The sequence below is a fragment of the Streptomyces caatingaensis genome, from assembly GCF_001187435.1.
Taxonomy (GTDB): domain Bacteria; phylum Actinomycetota; class Actinomycetes; order Streptomycetales; family Streptomycetaceae; genus Streptomyces; species Streptomyces caatingaensis.
This window is the reverse complement of sequence record NZ_LFXA01000007.1, coordinates 266,955-291,877: the sequence shown is the minus strand read 5'-3', so window position 1 is coordinate 291,877 and position 24,923 is coordinate 266,955. Positions and strand designations below refer to the sequence as shown.

Genomic DNA, 24,923 nt, shown 5'->3' with positions numbered 1-24,923 from the left:
AATGCTACGGACCGGGGCATGAGCGGCAACTCGGCCGCCCCGTGCGAGCCGTCCGCCCCGGCCGAAAACGGCCGTTCCCGCCCGCCGGAAAACCGCCGGAAGCCTTCCGTCCAGCCGGGTTCCCGACAGAATCGCCGCATCGCCCGAACCACGGGAATCCCGGACACCAGGGGGGAAGCATGGGACGCGACGGACGGCACGACGGGAGACGCGGCGGAATGAGCCGCAGGGGCGTGCTGCGCGCCGGGCTGGGCATCGGCGGCGCGGCCTGGGCGGCGGGCGCGCTGCCCGTGCCGCCCCCGCCGGAGCCGCTGCGGATCGACCGGGCCGCCTGGGCGGCGCCCGCCGTCCGGCAGGGGGTCTTCCCGGACTGGGCGCGCTTCGCCCGGATCGCGGACGGCACCTTCGACGAGGACGCCGACGCCGCGCAGATGAAGCCGGTGATCAACGCGCTCAAGGCGCAGAACGTCAGCGTGATCGAGCTCGACACCGTCCTGTCGAACTGGCTGACCCGCGCCGAGTTCGACGACCACATGAGGCGGGTCAGGACCTTCACGGGGCTGGCGCACACGGCCGGGATGCGCGTGGTCATGTACTACCCGTCCCTCGAACTCATCAGCGTGGGCGGCGAGAACGGCCGGTCGTTCTACAAGAACGACCACGGCAAGGAGTGGGTGCAGCGCTCCCTCGACGGCCAGGACAACGTCTTCTACGGCAGCCTCGTCGTCTGGGTGGACCCCGGCGACGAGAGCTGCTGGCTCAGCCCCAACTCCCCCTGGCGGGACTACTACCTGGACCGGGTCAAGTCCCTGGCCGCCACCGGCGTGGACGCCGTCTGGCCGGACGTGCCCATCTACTTCGACGGCAAGGCCAGTTGGTGCGACGCGTCCCCCTGGGCGGCCGCCGCCTTCAAGGCCGACACCGGGCTGCCGCTGCCGAAGAAGGCGGACTTCGGCGACAGCACGTTCCGCCGGTTCGTCGAGTGGCGCCACCGCAACCTGCACCTGTGGCAGCTGGACATCGCCGCCGCCGGGCGGTCCGTCAACAAGGACCTGGTCACCTTCGTCGAGACCGTCAGCATGGACTACCAGTACGCCACCTCCATCGGGCTCGACGGCGCGTACCTGCGGGGCGTCGAGGGCGTCAGCCACGCCTGGGAGGTCGACATCCTCGGCAACTACGACGGCATGCGGCACGCCACCGCGTCCGACTGGACGTGCCTCATCTCCATGTACAAATACGCGCGGGCCGCGAGCGGCACCAAGCCCGCCTGGGCGTTCTCCTACGGCTGGAAGGCGGACGACGCCTCGCTGGTGATGGCCCAGCTGCTGGCCGCGGGCTGCAACCCCTACGAGGTGAAGAGCCCCTTCAAGAACTCCACCACCGACGCCAAGATGCGCACCCGCATGTACGGCTTCGTCGCCGCCCACCAGGAGAAGCTCTTCGGCGCCGCCTCCGCCGCCGAGGTCGCTGTCTACCACTCCTCCGCCTCGCGCGACTTCGTCAGCCCCCGGGCCGGCACGGGCATGTACGTCAACAACAAGAAGCCGTCCGGGGTCAAGGAGTGGTGGAGCGAGAGCACGCCCGAGGACAGCTGCACCACGATGCCGTGGCTCGGCGAGTTCCGCGGCACGGTGAAGGCGCTGGTGTACGGCCACGTCCCGTTCAACACCGTCGTCAGCGTCGGGCTCGCCGCCGCCGACCTCGCCCCGTACAAGGTCGTGATGCTCCCCAATCTCCAGGCGGTCTCGGACACCGAGGCGGAGGTGCTGCGGGGGTACGTGGCGGGCGGCGGAACGGTTGTCGTCACCGGGCCGGCGCCGACGGGCCTGGACGAACTCGGGGCGGCGCGTTCGGAGTTCGCCCTCGCCGATGTCCTCGGCTTCCGCAGGAAGGACCCCGTCCCGGCCACGAACCAGAACCGCTTCGGCTCCGGCACCTGCTGGTACTTCAAGGACCTTCTCGGCAAGTCCTTCCTCTCGGCCACGGGCCAGGCCGACGCGACCCAACTCCTGGCCCCCGTACGGTCCGTGGCCCCTCCGAAGGTCACCCTGTCCTCCGGAGACGACCGCCGCGTCTACCTGGAGGCGGGCCGCCTCGGCAACGACATCGTCGTCCAACTGGTCAACTTCACCTGCTTCGGCGACAAGCCGACGGCGTTCGCGACGGCCCCGGCCACGTGTTCGGTGACGGTGGCCGTCCCGGACGGCCGCCGCGTCACGGCCGCGACCGTCGCCTCCCCGGACGGTACGTCCCCGGCGCCGCAGCCGGTGACGTGGACGACGTCGGGGGCCACGGCGACGGTGGCCTTGACGGTCGCGCAGTACGCGGTGCTGACGGTGACGGTCGAGTAGGTCTGCGACACGGCCCGGCTCAGGGGCCGGGGATCTCCCGTCCCCTGTTCGCGCCACGAAGGCCGCCCAGGCGGGACGCAGGCAGGCGCCGCGAGTCGGCCGCCGTCGCGGCGGCGGGGTCGACGTCCCGGATCCCTTCGCCCCCGAGCCGAAACGCCCGCTCAGAGGATCAGCTCTCCCTTGGGGTAGCCGTTGCCGATCTTCTTGCGAGGGCTGTAGCCGCCCTTGCCGTCGCCCTGGTAGAACCACAGGTCACCGGCCTCGTCGCGGCCGGCCAGGTCGGGCCGGCCGTCGCCGTCGAGGTCGCCCGGGCCGGTCAGGGCCGTGTAGGTCTGCCAGCCGTTGCCGATCTTCTGCCTGGGGGCGTAGCCGCCGCTGCCGTCGCCCTTGTACAGCCACAGATCGCCGGCCGCGTCCCGCCCGATCAGGTCGGGGCGACCGTCCCCGGTGAAGTCGCCCGGCGCCACGAGAGCGGTGTAGATCTGCCAGCGGTTGCCGATCTTGACCGGAGAGGCGTAGCCGCCGTCGGCCGAGCCCCGGTACAGCCATAGGTCGCCGTCCGCATCCCGGCCGATGACGTCGGGGCGGCCGTCCCCGGAGAAGTCACCCGGCGCGAGGAGGGTGTTCATCGTCTGCCAGCCGCTGGAGACCTGGACCCGGGTGTCGCCCGAGTAGGTGCCCGTGTCGGGGTCGGCCGGGTAGCGCCACAGGGCTCCGGCCTCGTCGGCGGCGATCACGGTGTTCCCGTCGCGCGCGGCCAGCCGCATGGTGTTCCAGCCGGTGCCCACCTTGCACGCGCCGGTGACCGTGCCGCCCGGTCGGCCCGCGTAGCGGAAGAGGCCGCCCGCCGCGTCCCTGCGGAGGACGGTGCCCGTCCACGGGTCGAGCGGGCCGCAGTCGGCCCAGTACGCCGCGCCGCGCAGCAACCGGTGGTCGGAGACCTTGGTGTCCAGGGGGAGCACATCGGCCTTGACGCCCTTGAAGTCGCGGGAGGAGAGGAAGAGATAGTCGATCTTCCGCTTGCCGAAGGTGGCGTCGCCGGAGCGGCAGCGGCTCCTGGAGGGTGCGCAGACGGTAGCGAAGCGGTCCTTGTCGGTCTCGTCGGCCTCCAGGAACGCGCCCTGGCCGCCGTCGCCGATGCCGGTGTCGTAGAACGCGGAGAGCGAGGCCGACCGGGGCTGGTCGTTGAAGTCACCGCCGAGGACGACGGGGATTCCGGCGTTCTGCCACTCGGCGGCCTGGGCCGCGAGTTTACGGGCCTCGGCCTTGCGGCGGGTGTCGCCGGACTCCCAGTAGAGGTGCACCGAGCACGCCCAATTGACCCGGCTCTGGACGTAGTTCTTCACGCAGGGGCTTCTGATGGGCTCGTTCTCTCCGCCCACGGTCAGGTCCAGGACCTTCGTTTCGGTGACCGGTCCCTTGGCGAGGACGGCCATTCCGTAGTCCGCGCCGCCGCACACCGCCTCCTCGCCGGCCGTCGCGCCGCGGCCGGGAAGCGTCGCCGTGTACAGGCCGTGGAAGCCGAGCGGGGCCAGCTTCTTCTCGATGGCGTCGTACTGCGGGCGGCACACCTCCTGGAGGAAGATCTGGTCGGCACCCCATGTGCCGGCCGTGGCCTCGTCGACCACCGTGTCGATGCGGCGTCGGTCGTCGTATCCCTTGGCGGCGGTGCACATGTTGCCGCAGATGTTGTAGCTGACGAACCGCAGGGGCGGGGCGTTCCCGGCGGAAACGTCGTCCGCCCGGGCGGCCGTCGCGGTCATGAGCCCGCCGGCGCACATCGCCAGCAAGGAACCGGCGGTGACCGCGAGGGAGGTGATGCGTCGCACTGGCAACTCCTGTGGGACGGAGGGGTGATGGAGGGGGAAGGGAGAGCGGACGGAAGGGGGGACGGAGGGCGGACCGGAAGGGGGACGGAGGGCGGACGAAAAGGGAAAGGCCCGGGCCAGGAGAAGGCCCGGGCCAAGGAAGGGCCGCTTCCTACCAGTTGGTGCCGATCTGCACCCGGGAGCCGCCGGTGAAGCCGGGTCCGGCGTAGCGGTAGAGCTTGTGGTCGGAGGGGTCGATGGCGAGCAGGTCGGGCACGCCGTCACCGGTGACGTCGCCGACGGCCGTGATGCCGGTCATGCCGTCCCAGCTCGTCCCGATCTTGACCTTGGTGCCGCCGTTGTAGTTCGGGCCCGAGTAGCGGTACAGGTCGCCCGTCCTCTTCTCCACCGCGATGATGTCGGCCACGCCGTCACCCGTCAGGTCGCCGACGCCCACGATCGAGGAGTAGACGTTCCAGCCGTTGCCGATCTTGACCTTCGAACCACCGTTGTAGTTCGGGCCCGAGTAGCGGTACAGGTCGCCCGTCTTCTTCTCCACCGCGATGATGTCCGGCACTCCGTCGCCCGTCAGGTCGCCGACCGCGGTGACGTTGGACATCGAGTCCCAGCTGGAGCCGATCTTGGCCTTCGAACCACCGTTGTAGCTCGGGCCCGAGTAGCGGTACAGGTCGCCGCTCTCCTTGTCGACGGCCAGGATGTCGGCCACGCCGTCGCCGGTCAGGTCGCCGACGCCGACGATGTCGCTCATACCGTTCCAGCCGTAGCCGAGCTTGACGCGCGATCCGCCGCCGAACGAGGGGCCCGAGTAGCGGTAGAGGTCACCGGTCTTCTTCTCCACCGCGATGACGTCGGGCACGCCGTCACCGGTCAGGTCGCCGACCGGGGTGAGGTGGGCCATGTTGGACTGGGGGGCGGGGGGCTCCGCCGGGAACGGATCGGCGTGGTCGCCGGCGAGGCCGGCCCCGGCGCCGCAGCTCCCCCAGGCGCCGGCACCCTGCGTGGCGAGGATCTTCTCCGCGATCCGTATCTGCTGTTCCTTGGTGGCCTGGTGGGGGTACGCGGCGTACTGCGTGCCGCCGAAGGCGTCCCAGGTCGGCTTCCAGATCTGCAGGCCACCGTAGTAGCCGTTCCCGGTGTTGATGCTCCAGTTGTCGGTGGACTCGCAGTTCGCGACCTTGTCCCAGGTGGCGACGGAGGCGGCGGCGGCCGGCTGCGCGGCGAGCAGGGAGACGCCGAGCGCGGCGGCGGGGACGGCCGCCAGGACGGCCCGCAGGGACGTGCGGAGGGACCGGCGCCGTGGCTGTGCGGGCGTGGGCGACTGTGCGGACAAGGTGAACCTCGGTTCTGTGTCGGGGTGAAGAGGGGAAACGGGGTGAGGCGTGCCGCGTTCCGTCCGGCGGTGGACGGCCGTCTGCCGCCGGACGGAACGCTGCGGCGAAAGGGTGGTACGACTGTTACCAGTTGGTGCCGATCTGCACCCGGGAGCCGCCGGTGAAGTCGGGGCCGGAGTAACGGAACAGCTTCTGGGTCGACTGCTCGACGGCGATCAGGTCCGGGATCTTGTCACCGTTCAGGTCGCCGACCCCCGCCATGTTGATCATGGAGTCCCACTTGGCACCGATCTTGACCTTGGTGCCGCCGTTGTAGTTCGGGCCCGAGTACCGGTACAGGTCGCCGGTCTCGTTGTCGACGGCGATGATGTCGGCCACGCCGTCACCCGTCAGGTCGCCGACGCCCACGATCGTGGAGTAGACGTTCCAGCCGTTGCCGATCTTGACCTTGGAGCCACCGTTGTAGTTCGGGCCCGAGTAGCGGTACAGATCGCCCGTCTTCGTCTCGACCGCGATGATGTCGGGCACGCCGTCGCCCGTCAGGTCGCCGACCGCGGTGACGTTGGACATCGAGTCCCAGCCGTTGCCGATCTTGACCTTCGAGCCACCGTTGTAGTTCGGGCCCGAGTAGCGGTAGAGGTCGCCCGTCCCGGCGTCCACGGCGATGATGTCGGGCACGCCGTCGCCGGTCAGGTCGCCGACACCGACGATGCTGCTGATCGAGTCCCAGCCGTATCCGATCTTCACCCGGGCGGAACCACCGGTGTAGTCGGGGCCCGAGTAGCGGTAGAGATCGCCCGTCGAGGTCTCCACCGCGATGACGTCGGTGATCCCGTCGCCGGTCAGGTCGCCGACCGCGGTGACGTTCGTCATGCCCTTGTCGGGCACGGTCACCGGCGTTTCGAGGACGCGGTTGTAACGGTAGGGCTTGAAGCCCTTGCTGTTGATGTAGTTGCGGGAGTAGGAGGCTTTGCGGGCCTTGGTGCCCGGCTTGGCGTGCTCCATGATGGTGGCCGTCGTGTGGCTCGCGTCCGTCCAGCCCGTGAAGAGCATCACGTGGCTGTCGATGTCGTTCAGCGCGTCGCCGGGCTGGAGGTCGTCCAGACCGCCGAGCCGGGTGGAGTACTGCGGAAGCGTCCACGTGGTCGCGCTGGTGGGCAGGTGCCAGGCCATGGACACCAGCCCCGAGCAGTCGGTGCGGTAGTTGCGCCCCTGAAGGTCCGGGTAGTAACCGGACTGGCTGTAGGGGACGCCCTTGTCGATCCAGTACTGCACCCGCTGGATCATCTCGGTGCGGCTTATCTCACCGCCGACCTGCGAGGGGGCCGCCGCAGCCTTCACCGCCGCCGTCCGCGGAGCCGGCACGGCCTGGGAGGGGACGGCGACGCCCAGGACAACGGCACCGAGCGCCGCGGCCAGCAGAGCCGAGCGGACAGCGGGGCGTCGTACGAATGCGGACATGCGGGGGCTCCTTGATGACTGGCTGATGACCGGAAGAGGCGCGCGCTTCCTCTCACTGACGGCACGTCAGGACGGGCGCCGCTGTCGGCCGCCGCCCTCTCGAACCGGGCTGCCTTCAGCGACGGACAGATCCTTAATGCGCGACGAGTGAACATTAGGGGGGAGGGCGGGGGCGCCACAAGTCACGCCACATTCCGGCCCATACGCCGAAAACCCGAACAAAACGTACTGATCGACAAGGGATGGGAACGGCGGGGGACGTCGAGGCGGCACGGGCTCGGGCAGCCTTGACCGGGGAAGCAGAATCAGGTCAACCCGGCCGATTCATGGGGGAGTTGGCGCTCCGGCCAGGAGGAGATCACCCCGCGGCCCGCCGACTGACGCGGAGTGCGCCCGTCCGCTGTTGCCCGGACGGCGGGGCGGCGCGCCAGGGGCGGTGGCGATGGAAAGCTTGTGATGCCCTCGTGACCTAATCCGGAATCACTGACTCCGCGTCAAGTCCGCGAAGGCCACCACTGGTACGGGCCGGCGCTTCGCCTACACGGAGCGGCCTTCGGCCTCAGGGGCCGGAAGGGGGCGGGACGAACACTCCGCCACGCGCCGCGTGGTAGGCCGCTTCCGCGCTGGTGTGGACGAGACGGTCGTCGGCAGTGCCGCGGAGGACCAGGAGCCGGTAGTAGAAGGGCGCGCTCAGGGCGGCGATCACCTCACGCGCGTCCACGTCCGGTGACAGTTCACCGCGGGCGACGGCCCTGGTGACGATGCAGGTCACCTGCTCCGTGCGGGCGGTGAAGGCGTCCCGGACGATGTCGGAGACCTGAGGGTTGTGGGCGGCCGCGACAATGGTCGCTTCGATGAAGTTGCGACTGCGCGGTGAGGCGTGGTAGTCGGCGATGGCCCGGGCGAGCTCGTGCAGGTCCTGGCGGAGGTCACCGGTGTCGGGGGTGGGGAGCGATCCGCTGTGCTGGGCCAGCAGATCGATGATGACGCCCTGGACCGAGCGCCAGCGCCGTCGGATGGTCGCGGCGTGGACGCCGGACCGCTGGGCGATCCTGTCCACGGTGAGGGCGGCGTATCCGTGAACGCCGAGCTCTTCGAGGGCGGCGGCCAGCACGGCCTCCCGCGTCCGGGCCGTACGCCCGCCGGGTCGGGCCGTACCGTGCGGTGGTCGCTCTGTCATCGTGGAGTCGCCATGTTCCTGGGGTGGGAGGGACGTGGGAAGGTATTCAATCTAGCCCCGCGCCCACTGCCGACCGGCCCCGCGCCCGCTGCCGGCGACGCCGGCGCGAACAAGGCCCGCATAACACCTCTTAAAACCCTCTTAGGACATTTCTCCACGCTGTGGCCATGGCTACAGCACACGACACCACCCTCTCGGTGGTCATCGGGGCGGGCGGCACCGGCGGCCACATCTATCCGGGGCTGGCCGTCGCCGAGGCGCTGCGAAGAGCCGTCCCGGACGCGGTGATCAGCTTCGTCGGGACCGAACGCGGCCTGGAGACGCGGCTGATACCCGAGGCCGGCTACCGGCTGCACACGGTCGACATGATCCCGTTCGACCCGTCGCTCGGCGCCCGCAGATTCCTGCTGCCCGCCGATCTGCTGCGCTCGGGCCGCCAGGCGCGGCGGGTGATCGAGGAGCAGGGTGCCCAGGTCGTCATCGGCATGGGCGGGTACCCGAGCGCGCCCGCCGTGCTCGGCGCCCGGCTGGCAGGCCGGCCCGCGCTGGCGCACGAGTCCAACGCGGTGCCGGGGCGCGCCAACCGCTTCGCGGCGGCGCTCACCCCGCATGTGGCGCTGGCCTTCGACCGTACGCGCCGGCATCTCCCGGCCCGGACCGCCGAGCGGGCGCGGACCGTGGGTATGCCCCTGGCCGGGGCGGTGGCGGGGCTCGACCGGGCGGCCCTGCGCGGCACCGCCCGGCGGGCCCTCGGGGTGCCGGACGGGAAGCGGCTCGTGCTGTTCAACGGCGGCAGCCTGGGCGCGGCCCGGCTCACCGATGCCGCGGTGGGGCTGGCGCGGCTCTGGCGCGCCCGGCCGGACGTCCATCTGCTGATCAAGACGGGACCGGCGGCGCTGGAGGAGGTCCGGGCCCGGCTGGCCGCGGACGGTTCCGGCTGCGTCGCCACGGCCGCCGGCTATCTGGACCGCATGGACCTGGCGTACGCGGCCGCCGACGTGATGGTGTGCCGGGCCGGCTCGGCGACGGTCGCGGAACTGTCCGCCCTGGGGGTGCCCGCGGTCCTCGTCCCCTACCCCCACGCGCCGCACGACCACCAGACCCACAACGCCCGGGTGCTGTCCGACACGGGCGCCGGCCTGCTGCTGCCGGACGCGGAGGCGGACGGCGACCGGCTGGCGGAGCTGATCGGCCCGCTGCTCGACGAGCCGCACCGGCTGGCCGCAATGAGCGCCGCGGCCGACCCCGGCACCCACGCGGCCGCAGCCGGCCTCATGGCGGCATGGGTGCTGCGCCTGGCCGGCCGCACGCCCGCCCTGACGACGACCCGATGAGGAAAGACATGAACGCGAAGACCACGCCCTCCCGTTGGCAGGACCGGACGGTCCTCGTCACGGGAGCCGAAGGATTCATCGGCTCGGCCCTGGTCGGCCTGCTGGTGGAGCGCGGGGCCCGGGTCCGGGTGCTGGCGCACTACAAGCCGTACGCCGAACGCGGCCATCTGGCACGGTACGCGGGTCCGGACTCCCCCGTGGAGTTCCTGGCCGGGGACGTGCGGGACGCGAACCGGGTCTCGGACGCCGTCGCCGGCTGCGACACCGTCTTCCACCTGGCGGCGCTGATCGGCATCCCGTACAGCTACGCGTCCCCCGAGGCGTACGTGCAGACCAATGTGGCCGGGACGGAGAACGTGGCCGCGGCCTGCCGCCGCCACGGCGTGCGCCGCATGGTGCACACCTCGACGAGCGAGGTCTACGGCACGGCGCGGACGGTCCCGATCCGCGAGGACCATCCGCTGCAGCCGCAGTCGCCGTACTCCGCCTCGAAGATCGGCGCGGACATGCTGGCGCTGTCCTACGCGCACTCCTTCGGCCTGCCGGTCACGGTGGTGCGCCCGTTCAACACCTACGGGCCGCGCCAGTCCGCCCGCGCGGTGATCCCCACGATCCTGGCCCAACTGCACGCCGGCGCCGACGAGATCCGGCTGGGCTCGACCTCGCCGACCCGTGACTTCACCTACGTCACCGACACCGCCGAGGGCTTCCTCGCCCTCGCCGACTGCGACCGGGCGGTGGGGCACGTCGTCAACCTCGGTACGGGGCGCGAGATATCGGTCGGCGACCTGGCGGCCTCGCTGATCCGGGCGTCGGGCCGGGACGCGAGGGTCGTGGTGGACGCGGCGCGGCTGCGGCCGGCCGGCAGCGAGGTCGAGCGGCTGCTCTCGGACAACTCCCGGGCCCGTGAATGGGCCGGCTGGAGCCCCCGGGTGGACCTGGAGGAGGGCCTCGCCCGCACTTCCGACTGGGTCAGGGACCACCTGCACCTCTTCTCCCCCGACCGCTACCAGATGTGAGCAGGTACCCCATGACCACGACCAAACGCCGCCGCACCTGGACGGTGGCCTGCGTGGCCGTCCTGGCCCTGATCGCCTGGCCCGTGCTGAAGTTCACCGGCGTCTTCTCCGACAAGGGTGATCCGATCACCTTCGGCGACACCGGCGGCGGGGGCACCGGCGCCCGCGGCACCCTCATGCCCACCGGCCCCAGGGCCGACTTCCGCGTCGCCAACACCGTGCAGGACGGCACGAAGATCGGTGTCGTCACCCTGGACGGCAAGAAGTCCGGGTTCAAGGGCAAGGTGTGGGTCTGGGCCCCGAAGCAGTACGACGATCCCGCGTACGCGAAGTCCGGCTTCCCCGTCCTGATCGCGCTGCCCGGGGGCAACGGCTACCCGGTCAACTACTGGATGGGGACGGACCTCAAGCTCCAGTCGTCGATCGCGCAGTGGTCGAAGGAGGGCAGGAGCCTGCCCTTCATCGTGGCGATGCCGGTGCTCAACCCGGACGACAAGAACTACTACGACGGCAGCGACATCCCCGGGCAGCCGAAGATGGGCACCTGGCTGACCGAGGACGTCCCCGACCTGATCAAGGCCAACTTCCGCACGCTGAAGCAGCGCGACGGCTGGGCCTTCATGGGCTCCTCCTCCGGCGCCTTCGCGGGGCTGAAGGCGGTGCTCCAGAAGCCGGACCGCTTCAAGGCCGTCATCGCGTCGGGCCCGGACATCGTCCCCGACTCGCCGCTGTGGGCCGGGCACGCGGCGGAGAAGGCCGCCAACAACCCGCAGGTACTGGCGAAACGGCTGATCGACGGCAAGGGCCCCGACGTCTACCTCGCCTTCCAGGTCGGCACCAAGGAGCGGACCTCGATGCGGAACACCAGGGAGTTCATCAGCACTTACGGCAACGGAGGACCGGTGCACACCATGCTGCGCGAGATACCGGACGGCGAGCACAACGCCAGGACCTACGTGCCGAGCATGGGCATGGGCCCGATCCAGTGGATCAGCGAGCACATGACGGGCCCCACACCGTCCTAGCCGGCGGCCGGTCCCGCGGGCGCCGGCACGAGCCCGTCCGCCGCCAGCCCCGCGAGGACCGCCTCGCCCAGCACCTGCACGGCCGACTGCGGCCGCACCATGACGGTGAACTCCTTGATCCGGCCGTCCTCGTGGAAGTGCAGCAGGTCGACACCGTGGATCTGCCTGCCGCCCACGGCGGCGCGGAAGAGCAGGACCTCCGACGGGGCCGTCGTCCCGCCGGAGGTCTCCGCGCTGCCGGTGTGACGGCCTATGTAGCGGAAGTCCTCGAAGGTGCGCAGCAGGACGCCGAAGAGGCCCAGCACCATGGGCCTGCCCTCGAAGGGCGAGAACTTCACGGGACTGTAGAAGCGGATGTCGTCGGTGAACAGGTCGTCCAGGGCGGTGAGATCGCGCCGTTCGACGGCGGCGCGGAAGCGGTCTGCGGTGGTGGTCACGGCGCACCCCTCTGCTCTTCATGTAAGTGACTACTCACTTTCATGAATAGCATGCGGAGCGGACTCCGCGACAGGTGCGGGGACTTCGGTACGGGACCGCGTGTCGAGGACGGTGGGGCGGAGAAGGACTTCTCGGTGCGTCCGGCGACGGCGTCGCGGGCGAAGCGGATCGGGTGGTGCCCTGTGACGGCCGCCTGCACCATGCCCTCCACGTCGCGGAGCCGCAGCGCCCCTGCGGTCATCCGCCGGAAGTCCCGCGAGGAGGTCGACGGTGGGGAGGGGGATGCGGCTGGCGTCGGTCTCACTCCTTCCGGGCACGGCCCTCGGCGGCCCGCGGCCGCAGCGCGGCGGGTTCGGGCCGTGGGGGCGGGGGCGGGGGCGAGCGGGTGGTTCGTCCTCGCGCTCTCCCGCTGGCTGCGCGCCGGCCGCGTCCCGACCCGGCGGCCGGCGGAGGAGGACGTGGTCCTCCACCGCACCGCCACGAGCACATCGGCACCGCCACCGGTGTGCTGAACTTCTTCCGCTCCCTCGGCGGGGCCCTCGGTGCCGCCCTCTTCGGCGCGGTCCTGTCCGCCGGGGCCCCCTCGGGCACCGCGGCGTTCCGGGCCGTCTTCACCTGAACCGTGCCCTTCATGGCCCTGGCTCTGGCGCTCACCCTCCTGGTCAGGGAGCGGCCGCTGCCGGATGCCGCGGACGAGGCGGTCCGAGCCGCCGGCCGCGGGGGCCGGGCCCGTCCGTGCGCCGCGTCACCGCCGCGGCGCCGCCACGCGCCACAGCGACGAGGGCCGGTCGTCGTCCCCCGGGTGCGACTCGAAGGCGATCCACTGCCCGTCCGGCGACCAGCTGGGCGCGCCGTCGTAGGACGTGGCGTCGTGGGTGACGCGTACGGGGCGGCCGCCGGCCGCCGGGATCACGAAGATCTGCGGGAGGTCCAGGCCGCCGGCCGTGGAGGAGAAGACGACGGACGTCCCGTCGGGGGACCAGCTCGGGTCGGTGTGCTCACCGGCGGCCGTGGTGAGGCGGCGCAGCCCGCCGCCGTCCGCGTCCATCACGAACAGCCCCCAGTCGCCGCCGCGTTCGCGCCGCTGGAGGACGAGGCGGTCGCCCCTGGGGGACCAGTTGGGCTGGCGGTTGTCGGTGTGGGTGGCGGGGCCGTCGAGGAGGCGGGTGCGGTGCGTCCCGTCGCGGCGCACCTTCCAGATGGAGCCCTCGCCGCCGCTGTCGCCGGCGCGTTCCACGCTCTCCTGGAAGACGATCCACTGCCCGTCCGGCGAGAAGCTGGGCTCCAGGTAACCGGTGTCGCCGTCGTGCTCGGTCACGCGCTCCGGCCTGCCGCCGGGCTTGAGGGTCCACACCTCGTCGCGGCCCGCGCGGTCGGAGGTGAAGGTGAGCCCGGCGGAGGGGTGCCAGCTCGTGCCGGGGAGGTTCACGGCGGCGCGGTCGGACTCGTCCAGGACGGTACGGGGTTTCTCCCGGGCGGCACCGCCGCGGAACGGCAGGGTCCGCAGGGCGGCGGCGCCCTCGTTGTAGCCGTCGTGGAAGACGGTGAAGAGGAGGGAGCGGCCGTCCGGGGAGAAGGCGGGGTTCTGGGCGCTGGCCCGGCCGCCGGGCCGGTGCAGGAGCTCGGCGCCGTCGGCGCGCACGGGCCCCCTGCCCGTCGGCCTCGGCACCGGCTCCGGGGACGGTGAGTCGTGGTCGGACCCGCACGCCGTCAGGGCGACGGCGGCCAGGAGCATCGTCACGAGCAGGCGTCTGCGCACCGGCCGACCCTAGCCGACGCAACTCGCGACGAACAACGGTCACTTGAGACACGCTGCGCACGGCGCACCGTCACTCGATCCGGCGATTGCCGGGCACCCCCCGCCGGGCCGACCCTGGAAGCCGGCCCACCACGAGGGATCCGGAGGCCGCCGTGACGGACTGCCCGGTCCCGGTCACCACGCAGCACAACGACAACCGGCGCACCGGCGCCAACCTGCGGGAGACGGCGCTGAGTCCGGCCACCGTCGGCCCGGACACGTTCGGTCTGCTCTTCAGCCGGGCGGTGGACGGGCACGTGTACGCCCAGCCGCTGTACCTGCCCGGTCTCGAACTCCCCGGCCGGGTGGTCAGGAACGTCGTCTACGTCGCCACCATGCACAACAGCGTCTACGCCTTCGACGCCGACGACCCGGCCGCCTCCGCCCCGCTCTGGCACGCCTCGCTGGGCCCGTCCGCCCCGCTGCCCGATCCCGCGATCGGGCCGAGGGGTTACCGGGACATCGCGGTCGAGGTCGGGATCGTCGGCACGCCGGTCGTCGACCGGGAGCGGGGCGTGCTGTACGCCGTCGCGTTCACCAAGGAGTCCGACGGCCATCACCACACCCTGCACGCGCTGGACGTGCGCACCGGACGGGAGGTGCTGGGCGGGCCGGTGCGGATCGCCGCCACCGTGCGCGGCGGCGGTGACGGGAGTGTCGACGGCCGCATCACCTTCACCAGCAACCGGCAGCTGCAACGTGCGGCGCTGACCCTGGCGAACGGCCGGGTGTACACGGCCTTCGCCTCCTACGGCGACCAAGGTCCCTACCACGGCTGGGTGTTCGGCCACGACGCGGGCACCCTGCGGCGCACGGGTGTGTTCGTCACCACCCCCGGCACCGGGCTGGGCGGCGTCTGGCAGGCGGGCCAGGGGCTCGCGGTGGACGACGAGGGGGACCTGTACTGCGTCACCGGCAACGGCGGCTTCCGCGCGGACGGTTCGGAGCTGGGCGACTGCGTCGTCCGCCTCCGCCCGGACCTGACCGTCGCCGACTGGTTCTCGCCCTTCGACAACGCGGCCCTGGACGCGGCCGACGCGGACCTCGGTTCGGCCGGTCCGCTGCTGGTGCCCGGTACGCGGCTGCTGCTCTGCGGGGGCAAGGCCGGCAAGTTCTACCTGCTCGACACCCGCGCGCTCGGGCACTTCCACCCCGGGTCCGACAGCCAGATCGTGCAGAGCTTCCAGGTCGCCGGGCCGGACGGGCTCCGCCACCACATCCACGGCGGGGCCGTGCACTGGTCGCCGCGCGGCGGCTCGTGGGTGTACGTCTGGCCGGAGAACGCGTTCCTGCGCGCCTACCGCTTCGCCGGCGGGCGGCTGGTGACGGCACCGGTGTCGACGAGCACCACCGTGGATCCGACGGGGGTGCCGGGCGGTTCGCCCGGGATGCCGGGCGGCTTCCTGTCCGTCTCCGCGCACGGGTGCGACCCGGCGACGGGTCTGCTGTGGGCCTGCCACCCGTACGCGAAGGACGCCAACCAGGCCGTGGTCGAGGGCGTCGTCCGCGTCTACCGGGCCGACGACCTCACCCGGGAGCTGTGGAACAGCCGCATGGTCGCGGACCGGGACGACGTCGGCCTGTTCGCCAAGTTCGTCCCGCCGACGGTGACGAACGGGAAGGTGTACGTGGCGACGTTCTCCGGGGCGCTGCGGGTGTACGGCCTGCTGGGGTGAGCTCCTGCCGGCCTGCTCGCCCGCCGTCCTCCCCGCCCGCCTACCGGCCGACGGGGACGGGCAGGGGCGGCACCGGTGCGGGCACCCCGGGCAGGCCGCCGCCGACCTGGGGGACGAGCGCCGTCAGCTTCGTCAGATCGGCCAGGACCTGGGTGACGTCGGCGGAGACGGCGGCGGTGTTGTTCGCCGCGAGGTCGTTGAGGAGCCTGGTGGCGTCCTTGCCGAGCTGGTCGAGGGCGGTCCTGATGTCGCCGACGGGGTCCTTCCTCCTGTTGCCCTTCGGGTCGTTCTTCGCGGTGGCCGGCGCCTGCTGGGCCTGGGCCCGGGCGGAGGCGAGCAGCCGGGCGCCCTCCTCCGCGAGCTGACGCTGGACGAGCTTCAGCCTCGCGGCGTCCGGCCTGGCGGCGTGGGCGTCCCGGGCGATGCCGGTGCCGAGCGTCAGCAGGGTGCCCAGGCTGCCGAGCAGGGCCATCCGGGCGGTGACGGCCGGGGCGGGGGCGGCGACCGGTCTCGGCTTCGGCGCCGCCTCCAGCGGCTCGACGGCGAGGGCCGTGCCGGTCAGGCCGAGGGCGAGCGAGCCGCAGAGGGCGAGGGCGACGGTGGTGGGCGGGTTCGCTTTCGCGGGCATGCGGGCAGTTCCCTTCCGGTGCGTCTGCTGTCCGGTCCGGCCGGTTCGTGCCCACCGTGTGCAGGGGCCGCGCGGGCCCGCAACCGAAGCGCCGCCCGGCGTGGGCGGGCGGGCCCCTGCCCTGACGTGCGGTTTCCCCGACGGGGTGGGGGATGCCGGCGCGGACCACCCGTGCGCCCGAAAGGGTTCCGCCCGGGGGACAATCGTGGGATGTCCAAGAACCGCGTCTCCCCCGCCGCCTCCCCCTGTCCCTGCGGACTGCCCGCCTCCTACGCCGACTGCTGCGGCGCCTTCCACGCCGGACGCTCCTCCGCGCCGACCGCCGAGCGGCTGATGCGGTCGCGCTACAGCGCTTTCGCGGTGGGGGACGTGGCGTATCTGCTGCGCACGTGGCACTCGTCGACGCGGCCCGCGGAGCTGTCGCTGGACGAGCGGGTGCGGTGGACGGGGCTGGAGATCCTCTCCACGTCCGGCGGGACGGCGTTCCACCAGGAGGGGACGGTGGAGTTCGTCGCGCGCTGCCGGGTCGGGGGTGCCGAGGACTCGCAGCACGAGCTGAGCCGCTTCGTCCGTGAGGACGGGCGCTGGGTGTATGTGGACGGTACGTGACGCGGGGGTGCCCCGGAGAGGTTCTCTCTCCCCCCGGGACCGCGCTCCGCGCGGTGGGGCGGGGCTGCGCCCCCGTCGCGGCTTCGCCGCTCGTCCTCAAGCGCCGGACGGGCTGACATCAGCCCGTCCGGCCCCTGGCAGCCGACGCGTCAGCGGACGCGGCCGTACCAGACGTTGTTGGTCCAGATCTTCTCCAGGCGGACCTTCTTGCCCGTGCCGGGCGCGTGCCAGATCTTGCCGCCCCCGGCGTAGATGCCCACGTGGTAGACGTAGCTGCCCGAGTGGAAGAAGACGAGGTCGCCCACGGAGCGCGAGCCCCGCGCGACGTGACGCGTCGCGTTGTACTGGTCCGCCGCGACGCGCGGCAGCCTCTTGCCGACCTTCTTGAAGGAGAACTGCGTCAGACCGGAGCAGTCGAAACGATTCGGCCCGGTGGCCCCCCACTGGTAGGGGGAGCCCTTCTTCGACGCCGCGACCTTGACCGCCTTGGCGCCCGGCGACGTCGCCGCCTGCGCCTCACCGGCGAGGCCGGGGAGCAGGACGGAGGCCGCGACGGTCGCGGCGGTGAGGGCCGATGCGGTTCCGGCCCGGGAGATGAGCGCGGGTATTCGAGGCAGCGCAGACATGCCGATAAGCCCTTCGTCATCCGCCTGCGAAAGATGACCTGTCGGGTTCGGGCTGGCGAAGTTGCCCGGCCACCATGTGGCTTCACCCCTAGAACCACCGCCTTCGTGGTCCGTCGTGCCTGGGTCTCCCGCTCCTGCCGATCCGCGAAATCCGGTCCGCACCCGGGACGGCGGCAGGACTCGGCGTCCGCCCGGGTCGCCCGCCTCTTTGACGGGTTCTTGGTTGTCCGGTGGATGATCCTGCACCATCCGCCGCCGAAAACCCGTGCCGAAACGGTGTTCTGTGAGGTTCTTCACGCAGTCGGGAGTGAACCTCCGTCCCGTTTCCTCCCGTTTCGACGGACCCTCAGCACGCCTGGCGCCAGGCGTTCAGCCCCAGCTTCTTCCGCATGGAGGACAGCCCCAGTCGCCTCGTCCCGCCGCAGAACTCACCGGGCGTCATCTCGTACTCGACGTGGAAGACGGCCTTGCCCCGCGCCACGAAGGGCCTGAGCCGCTCGCACTCCCCGTACTGCGCGCACTGTTCGTTGACGGCGAAGTCGAAGTCGCCGACGAGCTCGGGGATCTGCTCCAGGTCGTTCTTGAGGCCGACGGCCAGCCCCCGCTCGTGGGCGAGGGAGGCGATCATGCGGTTGAAGGCCAACTGGTGGGCGGCGGTGAGCGGAAAGCCCGTCCGGTTGCGGAACCCCTCCGTCAGATCGGGCTCGACCGCGTCGAACCCCTTCTCCCGGCACATGTCGAAACGTTCCGCCATGATGGGCCGCAGGACGTCCAGGCGCCGGATGTCGAGCCACTGCTCGCCCTTCCACCCCTCGTTCTTCGCGCCCAGGACGGACGCCGGGAACCTGTCGTGGTCCGGCCGCCAGTCCTCGTACGCCCCGACGTTGACGTAGCAGATGACCTTGCGCCCGTCGGCGTGGAGCTTCGCGACGGTGGCGGCGTCGTTCTCGAAGCCGTCGATGTCGTAGACGGGGACGTCGACGGAGGTGTCGACGGCGCCGTCGAGCTGCCACTGCCAGCGGGTGCCGGGCGTGGGCTGCCAACGGCCCTTCCGGGGCGTGGACTTGGGGGACTTCGGGGAGGGCGACGGCCCGTGGGAGGCCGGGTGCGAGGCTCCCGCCGGGGGCGGTCCCGCCTCGCCGGAGGAGGACACGTTCCCCGCGCACCCCGTCGCGACCAGAAGCGCGGCCGCCGTCAGGGCCCCGCCTCGCAGCCGCCGCCGTCTCATGGTGCGGTCCGCCATGGATTCTCTCCGTTCCCCGGCACGGCGCAGTGCACCGCGGCACCGCGTCTGCCGGCCGTCCGGGCCACCAGACCGGCCCGCTCCTGGGGCACACCGTAGACCAAGTGGCAGAAGCGCGTGGGGAGATGGTCGGACGTCCAGGCGGGGATCCCCGCGGAGCGGTAGGCCTCCCAGGGCCCCTCGAAGGTCACCAGCAGGTCGGCGACCTCCGCGTATCCGGGATCGGGGTGGGTGCCGGGGTTGAGGACGACCGTCCGCGCGCCCAACGTCCTGGACACCAGGGCGAGTCGGCGGTAGCGCGGCAGCAACTCCGCCTCCGCCGCCGCCCGGTCGTAGAAGACGCCGTCGACCCCGTACCACCGCCGGTGCCGCCGCAGGTCCGCCACGGCGTCCCGGAGCGGGCGGCGGCCGTAGGCGGTGTCGACGTACCCCAGCAGGGGGGCGCCCGCCGCGCGCAGCCGGGCCGCGACGGCGCGGAAGGACGGGTCGGGGCGCGGCCCCGGTCCGTCCGCCGCGTTGAGCACCACCCCGCGCAGCGCTGGCGCGGCCCGCACCAGCCGTTCCCAGGGGCCGGGTTCGGCGCCGGGGTGGACGTACAGGGGGACGAGCAGCGACCGTTCGGTCACGGCGCGGCCCACAAGTCGGCGAGGGTCGTGCCGAGTTCGTACGCCGGCCGCCAGCCCAGGACCCGTCCGGCGGCCGTCACGTCGGCCTGCTGCCAGGGCAGCGCGGCCGAGCGCGGCGACCCGGCGCCGTCCTCCTCGATCCGGCCGCGGAAGCCGGCGGCCCGCGCCAGCCCCTCGGCGACCTCGCGGGCCGGACGGGCCGTGCCGCTGCCGATGTTGAGGATGCCGGTGACCGGCCCGGGGGCGGTGACGGCGAGGGCGACGGCCCGCGCCACGTCGCGCGCGTCGACGAAGTCGCGGTGCGCCGACAGGTCGCCGGTCCGGACGGTGCCGTCGGGCCCGGCCTCCCGGAGCTGCCGGGCGAGCCGCCCGGCCAGGGAGCCGGCCGGGGCGCCGGGCCCCAGCGGGTTGAACACCCGCAGGACGAGCGCGTCCAGGCCGGAGCCGGTGACCGCCAGCGTCCCGGCGAGCTTGGTGGCGCCGTAGAGGCCGGGCGGCGCGGCCGGGGCGGACTCGGCGACGGAGTGCGGCGCCGCGACCGGCCCGTACTCCGCGGCCGAGCCGAGGTGCACCAGCCGCACGCCGGGGGCGGCCGCCCGCAGCGCCTCGCACAGCACCGCCGGGCCACGGGCGTTGACGGCCGCGAGGGCGCTCGCGGCGCCGCCGGTGACACCGGCGCAGTTGACGACGGCGTCCGGCGCCGCCGCGCGCAGGGCGTCGGCCAGGCCGTCCGGGCCGTCGGCGGCGAGGTCGCAGGGGACGGCGCTGCCGGGCCTCCGGCCGCCGTCGAGCACCCGTGCGCCCGGGAGGGCGCGCAGCTGCCCGGCGGCGTGCCGGCCCAGGAAGCCGGTGGCGCCCAGGAGGAGGATGCGCATGGGGGCCGGTCACGCTCCCTTGATCAGCAGGTCGCGGCGGCGCGAGAACTCCGCGTTGGCGCGGTCGTAGTCGTCGGGGCGCCCGATGTCGAGCCAGTACCCGCTGAACTCGTAGGCGTTGGGCGGGGTCCCGGCGGCGAGCAGGTCGAGGACGAGCTCGTCGAAGCCGAGCGGGAGCCCGGGGGTGTAGCGGGCGAGGGCGTCGCGGGTGACGCCGTAGACGCCCATGGAGACGCGGTAGTCCATGCTGGGCTTCTCGGTGAAGCCGGTGACACGGCCGGCCTCGGTGGTCAGCACCCCGAAGTCGATGTGGACCTTGCGGGCGTAGGTGGCGATGGTCAGCGGGGCGCCGGAGTCCCGGTGGGCGCGCAGGACGTCGGCGAAGTCGAGGTCGGTGAGCACGTCCCCGTTCATCACCAGGAAGGACTCGGGCAGCCGGTCACCCATGGTGAGCAGCGGGCCCATGGTCCCCAGCGGGCTCTCCTCGGTCGTGTAGTCGACGTCCAGCCCCCACTGGGAGCCGTCGCCGACATAGGCGCGGATGATGTGGCCCAGGTGCCCGATGGCGAGGGTGCAGCTGCTGAACCCGGCGTTCGCGAGCTGGCGCATCACGATCTCCAGGATCGCGTGCTGGTCGCCGATCGGGACGAGCGGCTTGGGCAGGGCGGTGGTGTAGGGGCGCAGCCGGATGCCCTTGCCTCCGGCGAGGATGACAGCGTGCACGGTGCGGTTCCTCTCTGCGGGTCGGACGGCGCGAGTGGACCGGGGAAGCGGTCAGACGTTGTAGATGCCGGTCTTGTAGCGGGCGAGGTTGGCCGGGTCGCGGAAGAAGGCGATGGTGGCGGCCAGGCCCTCCTCCAGGGTGTGGGCGGGCGCCCAGCCGGTGGCGGCCCGCAGCCGGGAGGCGTCGCAGACCAGGCGCATCACCTCGGAGGCCGCGGGGCGGACGCGGTCGGCGTCGGAGCGGATGTCGAGTTCGGCGTCCATGAGCTTGCCGATGACGGTCACCAGGTCGCCGACGGAGATCTCCTGCCCGGTACCGGAGTTGAAGGTCCGGCCGACGACGCGTTCGGCGGGCGCGGTGCCCACGGCGCGGAACGCGGCCACGGTGTCCTTGACGTAGCTGAAGTCCCGGGTGGGGCGCAGGTCGCCGAGCGTGATGGTGCGTTCGCCGGCGGCCACCTGTCCGATCACGGTGGGGATGACGGCGCGCATGGACTGGCGGGGGCCGAAGGTGTTGAACGGCCGCAGGGTGACGACCGGCAGGCCGAAGCTGGCGTGGTAGCTGTCGGCGAGCCGGTCGCCGCCCGCCTTCGAAGCGGCGTACGGGGACTGGGTGTTGATGGGGTGGTCCTCGCCGATCGGCACGGTCCGCGCGGTGCCGTAGGTCTCGCTGGTGGAGGTGTGCACGAGGCGCGGGACGCCGAGGTGGCGCACCGCCTCCAGGACGTTGAGCGTGCCGGTGACGTTGGTCTCCACATAGCTGTGCGGGGCCCGGTACGAGTAGGGGATCGCGATGAGGGCGGCCAGGTGGTAGACGGTCTCGGCGCCTTTGACGAGGTCCTGGACGGAGCCGGGGTCGCGGACGTCGCCGAGGACGACCTCGACGGAGCCGAGGACGTCCGGCGGCAGGGTCTCCAGCCATCCGTAGGAGGAGAAGGAGTTGTACTGGACCATGGCGCGGACCGTGTGTCCGTCGGCGACGAGCGCCTCGGTCAGGTGCGAGCCGATGAACCCCTCGGCGCCGGTGACGGCGACGGTGGTGGCGGGCATGCGGGTCTCCTTGGGGTGCGGGGTGCCCGTGCGGGCGGCTGGTCGGGGGCCCGGGCGGGCCGGGGTCGTACGGGTGGCCCGTGCGGGCCCGGGAGGTCGGGGCCGGGCGCCCGGTGGTGTTCCGGGTGCGCGGCCCGGGCGGGTCAGCGGTGGGCCGTGATCCGGCCGAGGAGCGCCGTCGCGGCGGCCAGCAGGGCCGCCGTCGTACAGGCGCAGACGACGAGTTGGGCGGCGGCCGGCGAGGGGAGCCGCGCGGCGAGCGCCGCCGTCTCCGCCGCGCCGGCGGCGAGGCACAGGAGCGCGGGCGGCCACGCGACCCCGTACGCCTGGAGCAGCAGGCCGGTCCACAGCACGGCGCCGAGCGCCAGCAGACCGGCCAGGTGCACGGCGGCCGGTGCCGGTCCGCCGGGCCAGACGGCGTCCGCGGCCAGGACGAGCACGGCGAGCGCGGCGAGGTAGGCGGCCAGGCAGCCGCCGAGGACGCGGGCGACGCGGGCGAGCAGCGCGCCGGTCGTCGTGGTGCGGCCGAGCGCGGCGAGGGCCCGGCTGCGGAAGCGGTAGAGCAGCCACTCGGCGGCGCCCATGCTCAGGGTGAGCGCGATGACGGCGGGCCCGGCGGGTTCGGCACGGCTGCCGTGCCGTACGACGTCGCCGAGCGCGGCGACGGCCGTCAGCACGCCGCAGCCCAGGCCGAACAGGCCGTAGGGCAGCGAGGCGAGCGGCGAGGGCGCCGCCGTGCCGCCCGCGCCGGCGCCCTTCTCGCGCCGGGCGAGGACGCACTGGAAGGAGGAGGCCGCGAGCACCCCGGCGAGGGTGGCCAGCAGCAGCCCGGCGGCCAGGGCCGGCGGCGGGTCGGTGACGAGGGCGGCCGCGCCCCCGCCCGCGACCGGCAACAGCGTGTACAGCAGCAGCCGTTCGCGCCCGAGGACGAGCAGCACGGTGGCCGCGGAGAGGTAGAGGGCCTGTCCGACGGCGAACGCGACGGCCCCGGCGGGCCCGCCGAAGGCGAGCGCCGCGACGGTGGCCAGCAGGCCGCCGAGCGGGGCGCCGGTGCGCAGGCAGCGCCCGGCGGCGGCCCGCCCGCCGGAGGCGAGCCGCAGGTAGGCCCGGTGGGCGAGGCCCTGGTTCCAGGCCCAGGCGGTGAGGGCGGCGGCGACGAGGGCGGCGGTCCCCCCGGGCAGTCCGCCGGCGCCGCGCCCCCCGGACATCAGCGGCGCGCCCAGGGCGTAGCCGAGACCGGGCAGGGTGAAGACCAGGGACCGCAGCAGGACGAGGCCGGGGCTGGTGCGCCAGGGGTCGGGGGCGGGCGGGGGTTCGGGGTGGGCGCGGGGGACGCGGTCGTAGAGGGCGGCGGCGAGTTCGAAGGAGTCGCGCAGGCCGTAACGTCCCGCGATCTGTTCGCTGGTGAGGCCGTCGGCCTCCAGCACGGCGGCGATCTCGTCGGGGTGGACGGCGGCGGCGCACACGTCGGCGAGTTCGCGGGCGAGTTCGTCGACGGCCGCCCCGTACCGCGGCCGGACGGCGGGGAGTTCGTGGACGGCGTCGGGGTCGGGCGGCACGAGCCGCAGCGGGCCGCTCATCCGGCACCGCCGGCGGCCAGGGCCATGGCGGGCAGGTCCCGTGCGGAGAGGGCGGCCGCGGCGGCGCGCCGGGTGCCGGACAGGTCGTGGTAGATCTCCCGGAAGGCGCTGATGGTCTGCCGGAGGGTGAACTGCTCGATGACCCGGAGCCGGGCGTTCTCCCCCATCTCCGCCCGGAGCCCGGGATCACGCAGGAGCTTCAGGGCGGCGTCGGCCATGCTCCGCGGGTCGCGGGGCGGTACGACGAGCCCGGTGTCGCCGACGGCCTCGCGGACGCCGCCGACGTCGGTGGAGACGGTGGCGCGGCCGCAGGACATGGCCTCGATGAGGGTGAAGGGGAAGCCCTCGCTGATGCTGGAGAGCATCACGACGTTGCCGGCGGCGTAGGCGTCGCGGATGTCGTCGACGCGTCCCTCGAAGGTGACGGCGTCGGCGGCGCCGAGTCCGGCGGCGAGGTCCTCGCAGGCGGTGCGGTACGCCTCGCCGCCGCGCGGGGTGCCGCCGAAGAGCCGCAGGCGTGCCTCGGGTATCTCCTCGCGGACGAGGGCGAAGGCGCGGATGAGGGTGTCGAGTCCCTTGATGGGGTCGACGCGTCCGGCCCAGCTGAGGGTGGGCACCTCGGGTTCGGGCCCGGCGGGCGGGAACGCGGCGGGGTCGACGCCGTTGTAGACGGTGCGGATGCGGTCGGGCGGGGTGCCGCCGTGCTCCTCCCAGCGCCGGTTGTAGCGGTTGCCGGGGGTGACGAGGGCGGCGACCCGGTAGGTCTCCTTCGCGAGGAGCCGGAAGAGCCCGAGCATGAGGGCCTTAACGGGCCAGCGGTAGGGCTCGGTGCGGAAGCCGAGGTAGCGCTCGCGCAGGTAGATGCCGTGCTCGGTGAGGAGCAGCGGGGTGCCGTACCGGTGGTGGGCGAGCAGTCCGGGGACGGCGGCCAGGCCCCCGCTCACCGCGTGCGTGATGCCCTCGGCGGGAGGGTCGGCGGCGAGCGGGCGCAGGGCGTGTTCGAGGAGGTCGGTGGCGGTGAGGGCGTCGCGCAGGGTGGGGCGGGCGGCGGCGGTGGCGAGCCCGGGGCGCCGCCAGAGCCGGGCCAGGGTGCGCACGGCGGCCTCGCCGCGGAGGGCGGGGATGAGGGTGCCCTCGGCGGCGTGGTCGGCGAGGCGGTAGAAGGTGCGGGCGAAGTCGTGTTCGTGGTGCGGGTCGAGGAGGGTGAGGAGGAACTGTTCGTAGCAGGTGAGGAAGGCGCGCAGCCGGCGGCCGCGGGGTGCGCGGCCGGCCGGGGCGGGGCCCCACAGCGGGAGGGTGTCGACCCGCCCGACGTGGGGCGGCAGGTGCCAGGCGAGCTCTTCGCGGCCGGTGCCGGTGACGGCGATGATCCGGAAGGCGATGTCGGGCATGCCCTGCACCAGTTGGTCGCACCAGACGCTCACCCCGCCGTGGCTGTGGGGGTAGGTCCCCTCGGTGAGCAGGGTCACCGAGGGGGCGTCCGCCGCGGGTGCGGCAAGGGGTCCGTGCATGGAGACT

General features: G+C 73.0%; 21 protein-coding genes and 1 riboswitch. Of the genes, 6 read left to right on the top strand and 15 right to left on the bottom strand.

Features of this window, described 5'->3' with window-relative positions:
• The first annotated feature begins 218 nt into the window (after positions 1-218).
• Positions 219-2,354, top strand: coding sequence for a beta-galactosidase trimerization domain-containing protein (locus AC230_RS12445; protein ID WP_241833199.1), 2,136 nt, complete (start codon positions 219-221; stop codon positions 2,352-2,354).
• Between the two features lie 161 nt (positions 2,355-2,515).
• Here the strand turns inward: AC230_RS12445 and AC230_RS12440 are convergent, their stop codons facing one another.
• The 4 genes from AC230_RS12440 to AC230_RS12425 form a co-directional block, all read right to left on the bottom strand.
• A complete protein-coding gene (locus AC230_RS12440; RefSeq protein ID WP_049716206.1) occupies positions 2,516-4,183 on the bottom strand; it encodes an FG-GAP-like repeat-containing protein in 1,668 nt (555 codons plus the stop codon).
• Positions 4,184-4,334: 151 nt separating this feature from the next.
• Positions 4,335-5,513 carry a transglycosylase family protein gene (locus tag AC230_RS34305; protein WP_049716205.1) on the bottom strand — a complete coding sequence of 393 codons (1,179 nt, stop codon included), beginning with the start codon at positions 5,511-5,513 and terminating at the stop codon, positions 4,335-4,337.
• Positions 5,514-5,637: 124 nt separating this feature from the next.
• Complete coding sequence (locus AC230_RS12430) at positions 5,638-6,975, bottom strand: FG-GAP repeat domain-containing protein (protein WP_049716204.1); 1,338 nt, start codon at positions 6,973-6,975, stop codon at positions 5,638-5,640.
• Positions 6,976-7,534: 559 nt separating this feature from the next.
• Positions 7,535-8,155 carry a TetR/AcrR family transcriptional regulator gene (locus AC230_RS12425; protein ID WP_049716203.1) on the bottom strand — a complete coding sequence of 207 codons (621 nt, stop codon included), beginning with the start codon at positions 8,153-8,155 and terminating at the stop codon, positions 7,535-7,537.
• A gap of 167 nt (positions 8,156-8,322) precedes the next feature.
• On the opposite strand from AC230_RS12425, the gene AC230_RS12420 reads away from it, so the two are divergent.
• The 3 genes from AC230_RS12420 to AC230_RS12410 are packed head-to-tail and all read left to right on the top strand — an operon-like array spanning position 8,323 to position 11,533.
• Entirely contained in the window at positions 8,323-9,489 is a 1,167-nt protein-coding gene (locus tag AC230_RS12420) for a UDP-N-acetylglucosamine--N-acetylmuramyl-(pentapeptide) pyrophosphoryl-undecaprenol N-acetylglucosamine transferase (protein ID WP_049716273.1), read from the top strand.
• A gap of 8 nt (positions 9,490-9,497) precedes the next feature.
• On the top strand, positions 9,498-10,508 hold the full coding sequence (locus tag AC230_RS12415; RefSeq protein WP_049716202.1) for an SDR family NAD(P)-dependent oxidoreductase: 1,011 nt from the start codon (positions 9,498-9,500) through the stop codon (positions 10,506-10,508).
• A gap of 11 nt (positions 10,509-10,519) precedes the next feature.
• Positions 10,520-11,533: an alpha/beta hydrolase gene (locus AC230_RS12410; protein WP_053161137.1), complete on the top strand. Its 1,014-nt coding sequence runs from the start codon at positions 10,520-10,522 to the stop codon at positions 11,531-11,533.
• On the opposite strand, the gene AC230_RS12405 is transcribed toward AC230_RS12410, so the two are convergent.
• Positions 11,530-11,970, bottom strand: a complete 441-nt coding sequence (locus AC230_RS12405; protein WP_049716201.1) for a nuclear transport factor 2 family protein — start codon at positions 11,968-11,970, stop codon at positions 11,530-11,532. The genes AC230_RS12410 and AC230_RS12405 overlap by 4 nt on opposite strands.
• 746 nt (positions 11,971-12,716) lie before the next feature.
• A complete protein-coding gene (locus tag AC230_RS12395; RefSeq protein ID WP_049716199.1) occupies positions 12,717-13,730 on the bottom strand; it encodes a PD40 domain-containing protein in 1,014 nt (337 codons plus the stop codon).
• A 152-nt stretch (positions 13,731-13,882) separates the two neighbouring features.
• Between AC230_RS12395 and AC230_RS12390 the strand changes: the two genes are divergently transcribed.
• The gene (locus AC230_RS12390) at positions 13,883-15,445 is read left to right on the top strand and encodes a PQQ-binding-like beta-propeller repeat protein (protein ID WP_049716198.1); all 1,563 of its coding nucleotides are present in this window, start codon (positions 13,883-13,885) and stop codon (positions 15,443-15,445) included.
• Between the two features lie 40 nt (positions 15,446-15,485).
• Here the strand turns inward: AC230_RS12390 and AC230_RS12385 are convergent, their stop codons facing one another.
• Complete coding sequence (locus AC230_RS12385) at positions 15,486-16,073, bottom strand: hypothetical protein (RefSeq protein ID WP_049716197.1); 588 nt, start codon at positions 16,071-16,073, stop codon at positions 15,486-15,488.
• Between the two features lie 210 nt (positions 16,074-16,283).
• On the opposite strand from AC230_RS12385, the gene AC230_RS12380 reads away from it, so the two are divergent.
• Positions 16,284-16,682: a YchJ family protein gene (locus AC230_RS12380; RefSeq protein ID WP_049716196.1), complete on the top strand. Its 399-nt coding sequence runs from the start codon at positions 16,284-16,286 to the stop codon at positions 16,680-16,682.
• A 149-nt stretch (positions 16,683-16,831) separates the two neighbouring features.
• Here AC230_RS12380 and AC230_RS12375 read toward each other — a convergent pair whose 3' ends face one another.
• The 8 genes from AC230_RS12375 to pelF all read right to left on the bottom strand — a co-directional run bounded on the left by AC230_RS12375 (position 16,832) and on the right by pelF (position 24,916).
• The gene (locus AC230_RS12375) at positions 16,832-17,308 is read right to left on the bottom strand and encodes a C40 family peptidase (RefSeq protein WP_049716195.1); all 477 of its coding nucleotides are present in this window, start codon (positions 17,306-17,308) and stop codon (positions 16,832-16,834) included.
• 6 nt (positions 17,309-17,314) lie between these two features.
• Positions 17,315-17,465: riboswitch (cyclic di-AMP (ydaO/yuaA leader) on the bottom strand.
• A gap of 189 nt (positions 17,466-17,654) precedes the next feature.
• Positions 17,655-18,551: an endo alpha-1,4 polygalactosaminidase gene (locus tag AC230_RS12370; protein ID WP_049716194.1), complete on the bottom strand. Its 897-nt coding sequence runs from the start codon at positions 18,549-18,551 to the stop codon at positions 17,655-17,657.
• The gene (locus AC230_RS12365) at positions 18,533-19,177 is read right to left on the bottom strand and encodes a spherulation-specific family 4 protein (RefSeq protein ID WP_049716271.1); all 645 of its coding nucleotides are present in this window, start codon (positions 19,175-19,177) and stop codon (positions 18,533-18,535) included. Before AC230_RS12365 ends, AC230_RS12370 begins: the two co-directional genes overlap by 19 nt.
• Positions 19,174-20,052 (bottom strand): NAD-dependent epimerase/dehydratase family protein, encoded by an 879-nt coding sequence (locus AC230_RS12360; protein WP_049716193.1) that lies wholly within the window; start codon positions 20,050-20,052, stop codon positions 19,174-19,176. Before AC230_RS12360 ends, AC230_RS12365 begins: the two co-directional genes overlap by 4 nt.
• Positions 20,053-20,061: 9 nt before the next feature.
• The gene (locus AC230_RS12355; protein ID WP_049716192.1) at positions 20,062-20,775 is read right to left on the bottom strand and encodes a sugar phosphate nucleotidyltransferase; all 714 of its coding nucleotides are present in this window, start codon (positions 20,773-20,775) and stop codon (positions 20,062-20,064) included.
• A gap of 51 nt (positions 20,776-20,826) precedes the next feature.
• Complete coding sequence (locus tag AC230_RS12350) at positions 20,827-21,825, bottom strand: SDR family NAD(P)-dependent oxidoreductase (protein WP_049716191.1); 999 nt, start codon at positions 21,823-21,825, stop codon at positions 20,827-20,829.
• A 143-nt stretch (positions 21,826-21,968) separates the two neighbouring features.
• A complete protein-coding gene (locus AC230_RS12345) occupies positions 21,969-23,405 on the bottom strand; it encodes a hypothetical protein (protein ID WP_049716190.1) in 1,437 nt (478 codons plus the stop codon).
• Positions 23,402-24,916 (bottom strand): GT4 family glycosyltransferase PelF, encoded by a 1,515-nt coding sequence (pelF, locus tag AC230_RS12340; RefSeq protein ID WP_049716189.1) that lies wholly within the window; start codon positions 24,914-24,916, stop codon positions 23,402-23,404. Before pelF ends, AC230_RS12345 begins: the two co-directional genes overlap by 4 nt.
• Positions 24,917-24,923 lie beyond the last annotated feature (7 nt).

What these genes read in the sequence shown, in the direction of transcription:
- AC230_RS12445 (WP_241833199.1), top strand. Translation starts at nt 219, where the DNA reads ATGAGCCGCAGGGGCGTGCTGCGCGCCGGGCTGGGCATCGGCGGCGCG.
- AC230_RS12430 (WP_049716204.1), bottom strand. Translation starts at nt 6,975, where the DNA reads ATGTCCGCATTCGTACGACGCCCCGCTGTCCGCTCGGCTCTGCTGGCC.
- AC230_RS12425 (WP_049716203.1), bottom strand. Translation starts at nt 8,155, where the DNA reads ATGACAGAGCGACCACCGCACGGTACGGCCCGACCCGGCGGGCGTACG.
- AC230_RS12420 (WP_049716273.1), top strand. Translation starts at nt 8,323, where the DNA reads ATGGCTACAGCACACGACACCACCCTCTCGGTGGTCATCGGGGCGGGC.
- AC230_RS12415 (WP_049716202.1), top strand. Translation starts at nt 9,498, where the DNA reads ATGAACGCGAAGACCACGCCCTCCCGTTGGCAGGACCGGACGGTCCTC.
- AC230_RS12410 (WP_053161137.1), top strand. Translation starts at nt 10,520, where the DNA reads ATGACCACGACCAAACGCCGCCGCACCTGGACGGTGGCCTGCGTGGCC.
- AC230_RS12385 (WP_049716197.1), bottom strand. Translation starts at nt 16,073, where the DNA reads ATGCCCGCGAAAGCGAACCCGCCCACCACCGTCGCCCTCGCCCTCTGC.
- AC230_RS12380 (WP_049716196.1), top strand. Translation starts at nt 16,284, where the DNA reads ATGTCCAAGAACCGCGTCTCCCCCGCCGCCTCCCCCTGTCCCTGCGGA.
- AC230_RS12375 (WP_049716195.1), bottom strand. Translation starts at nt 17,308, where the DNA reads ATGTCTGCGCTGCCTCGAATACCCGCGCTCATCTCCCGGGCCGGAACC.
- AC230_RS12370 (WP_049716194.1), bottom strand. Translation starts at nt 18,551, where the DNA reads ATGGCGGACCGCACCATGAGACGGCGGCGGCTGCGAGGCGGGGCCCTG.
- AC230_RS12360 (WP_049716193.1), bottom strand. Translation starts at nt 20,052, where the DNA reads ATGCGCATCCTCCTCCTGGGCGCCACCGGCTTCCTGGGCCGGCACGCC.
- AC230_RS12350 (WP_049716191.1), bottom strand. Translation starts at nt 21,825, where the DNA reads ATGCCCGCCACCACCGTCGCCGTCACCGGCGCCGAGGGGTTCATCGGC.
- AC230_RS12345 (WP_049716190.1), bottom strand. Translation starts at nt 23,405, where the DNA reads ATGAGCGGCCCGCTGCGGCTCGTGCCGCCCGACCCCGACGCCGTCCAC.
- pelF (WP_049716189.1), bottom strand. Translation starts at nt 24,916, where the DNA reads ATGCACGGACCCCTTGCCGCACCCGCGGCGGACGCCCCCTCGGTGACC.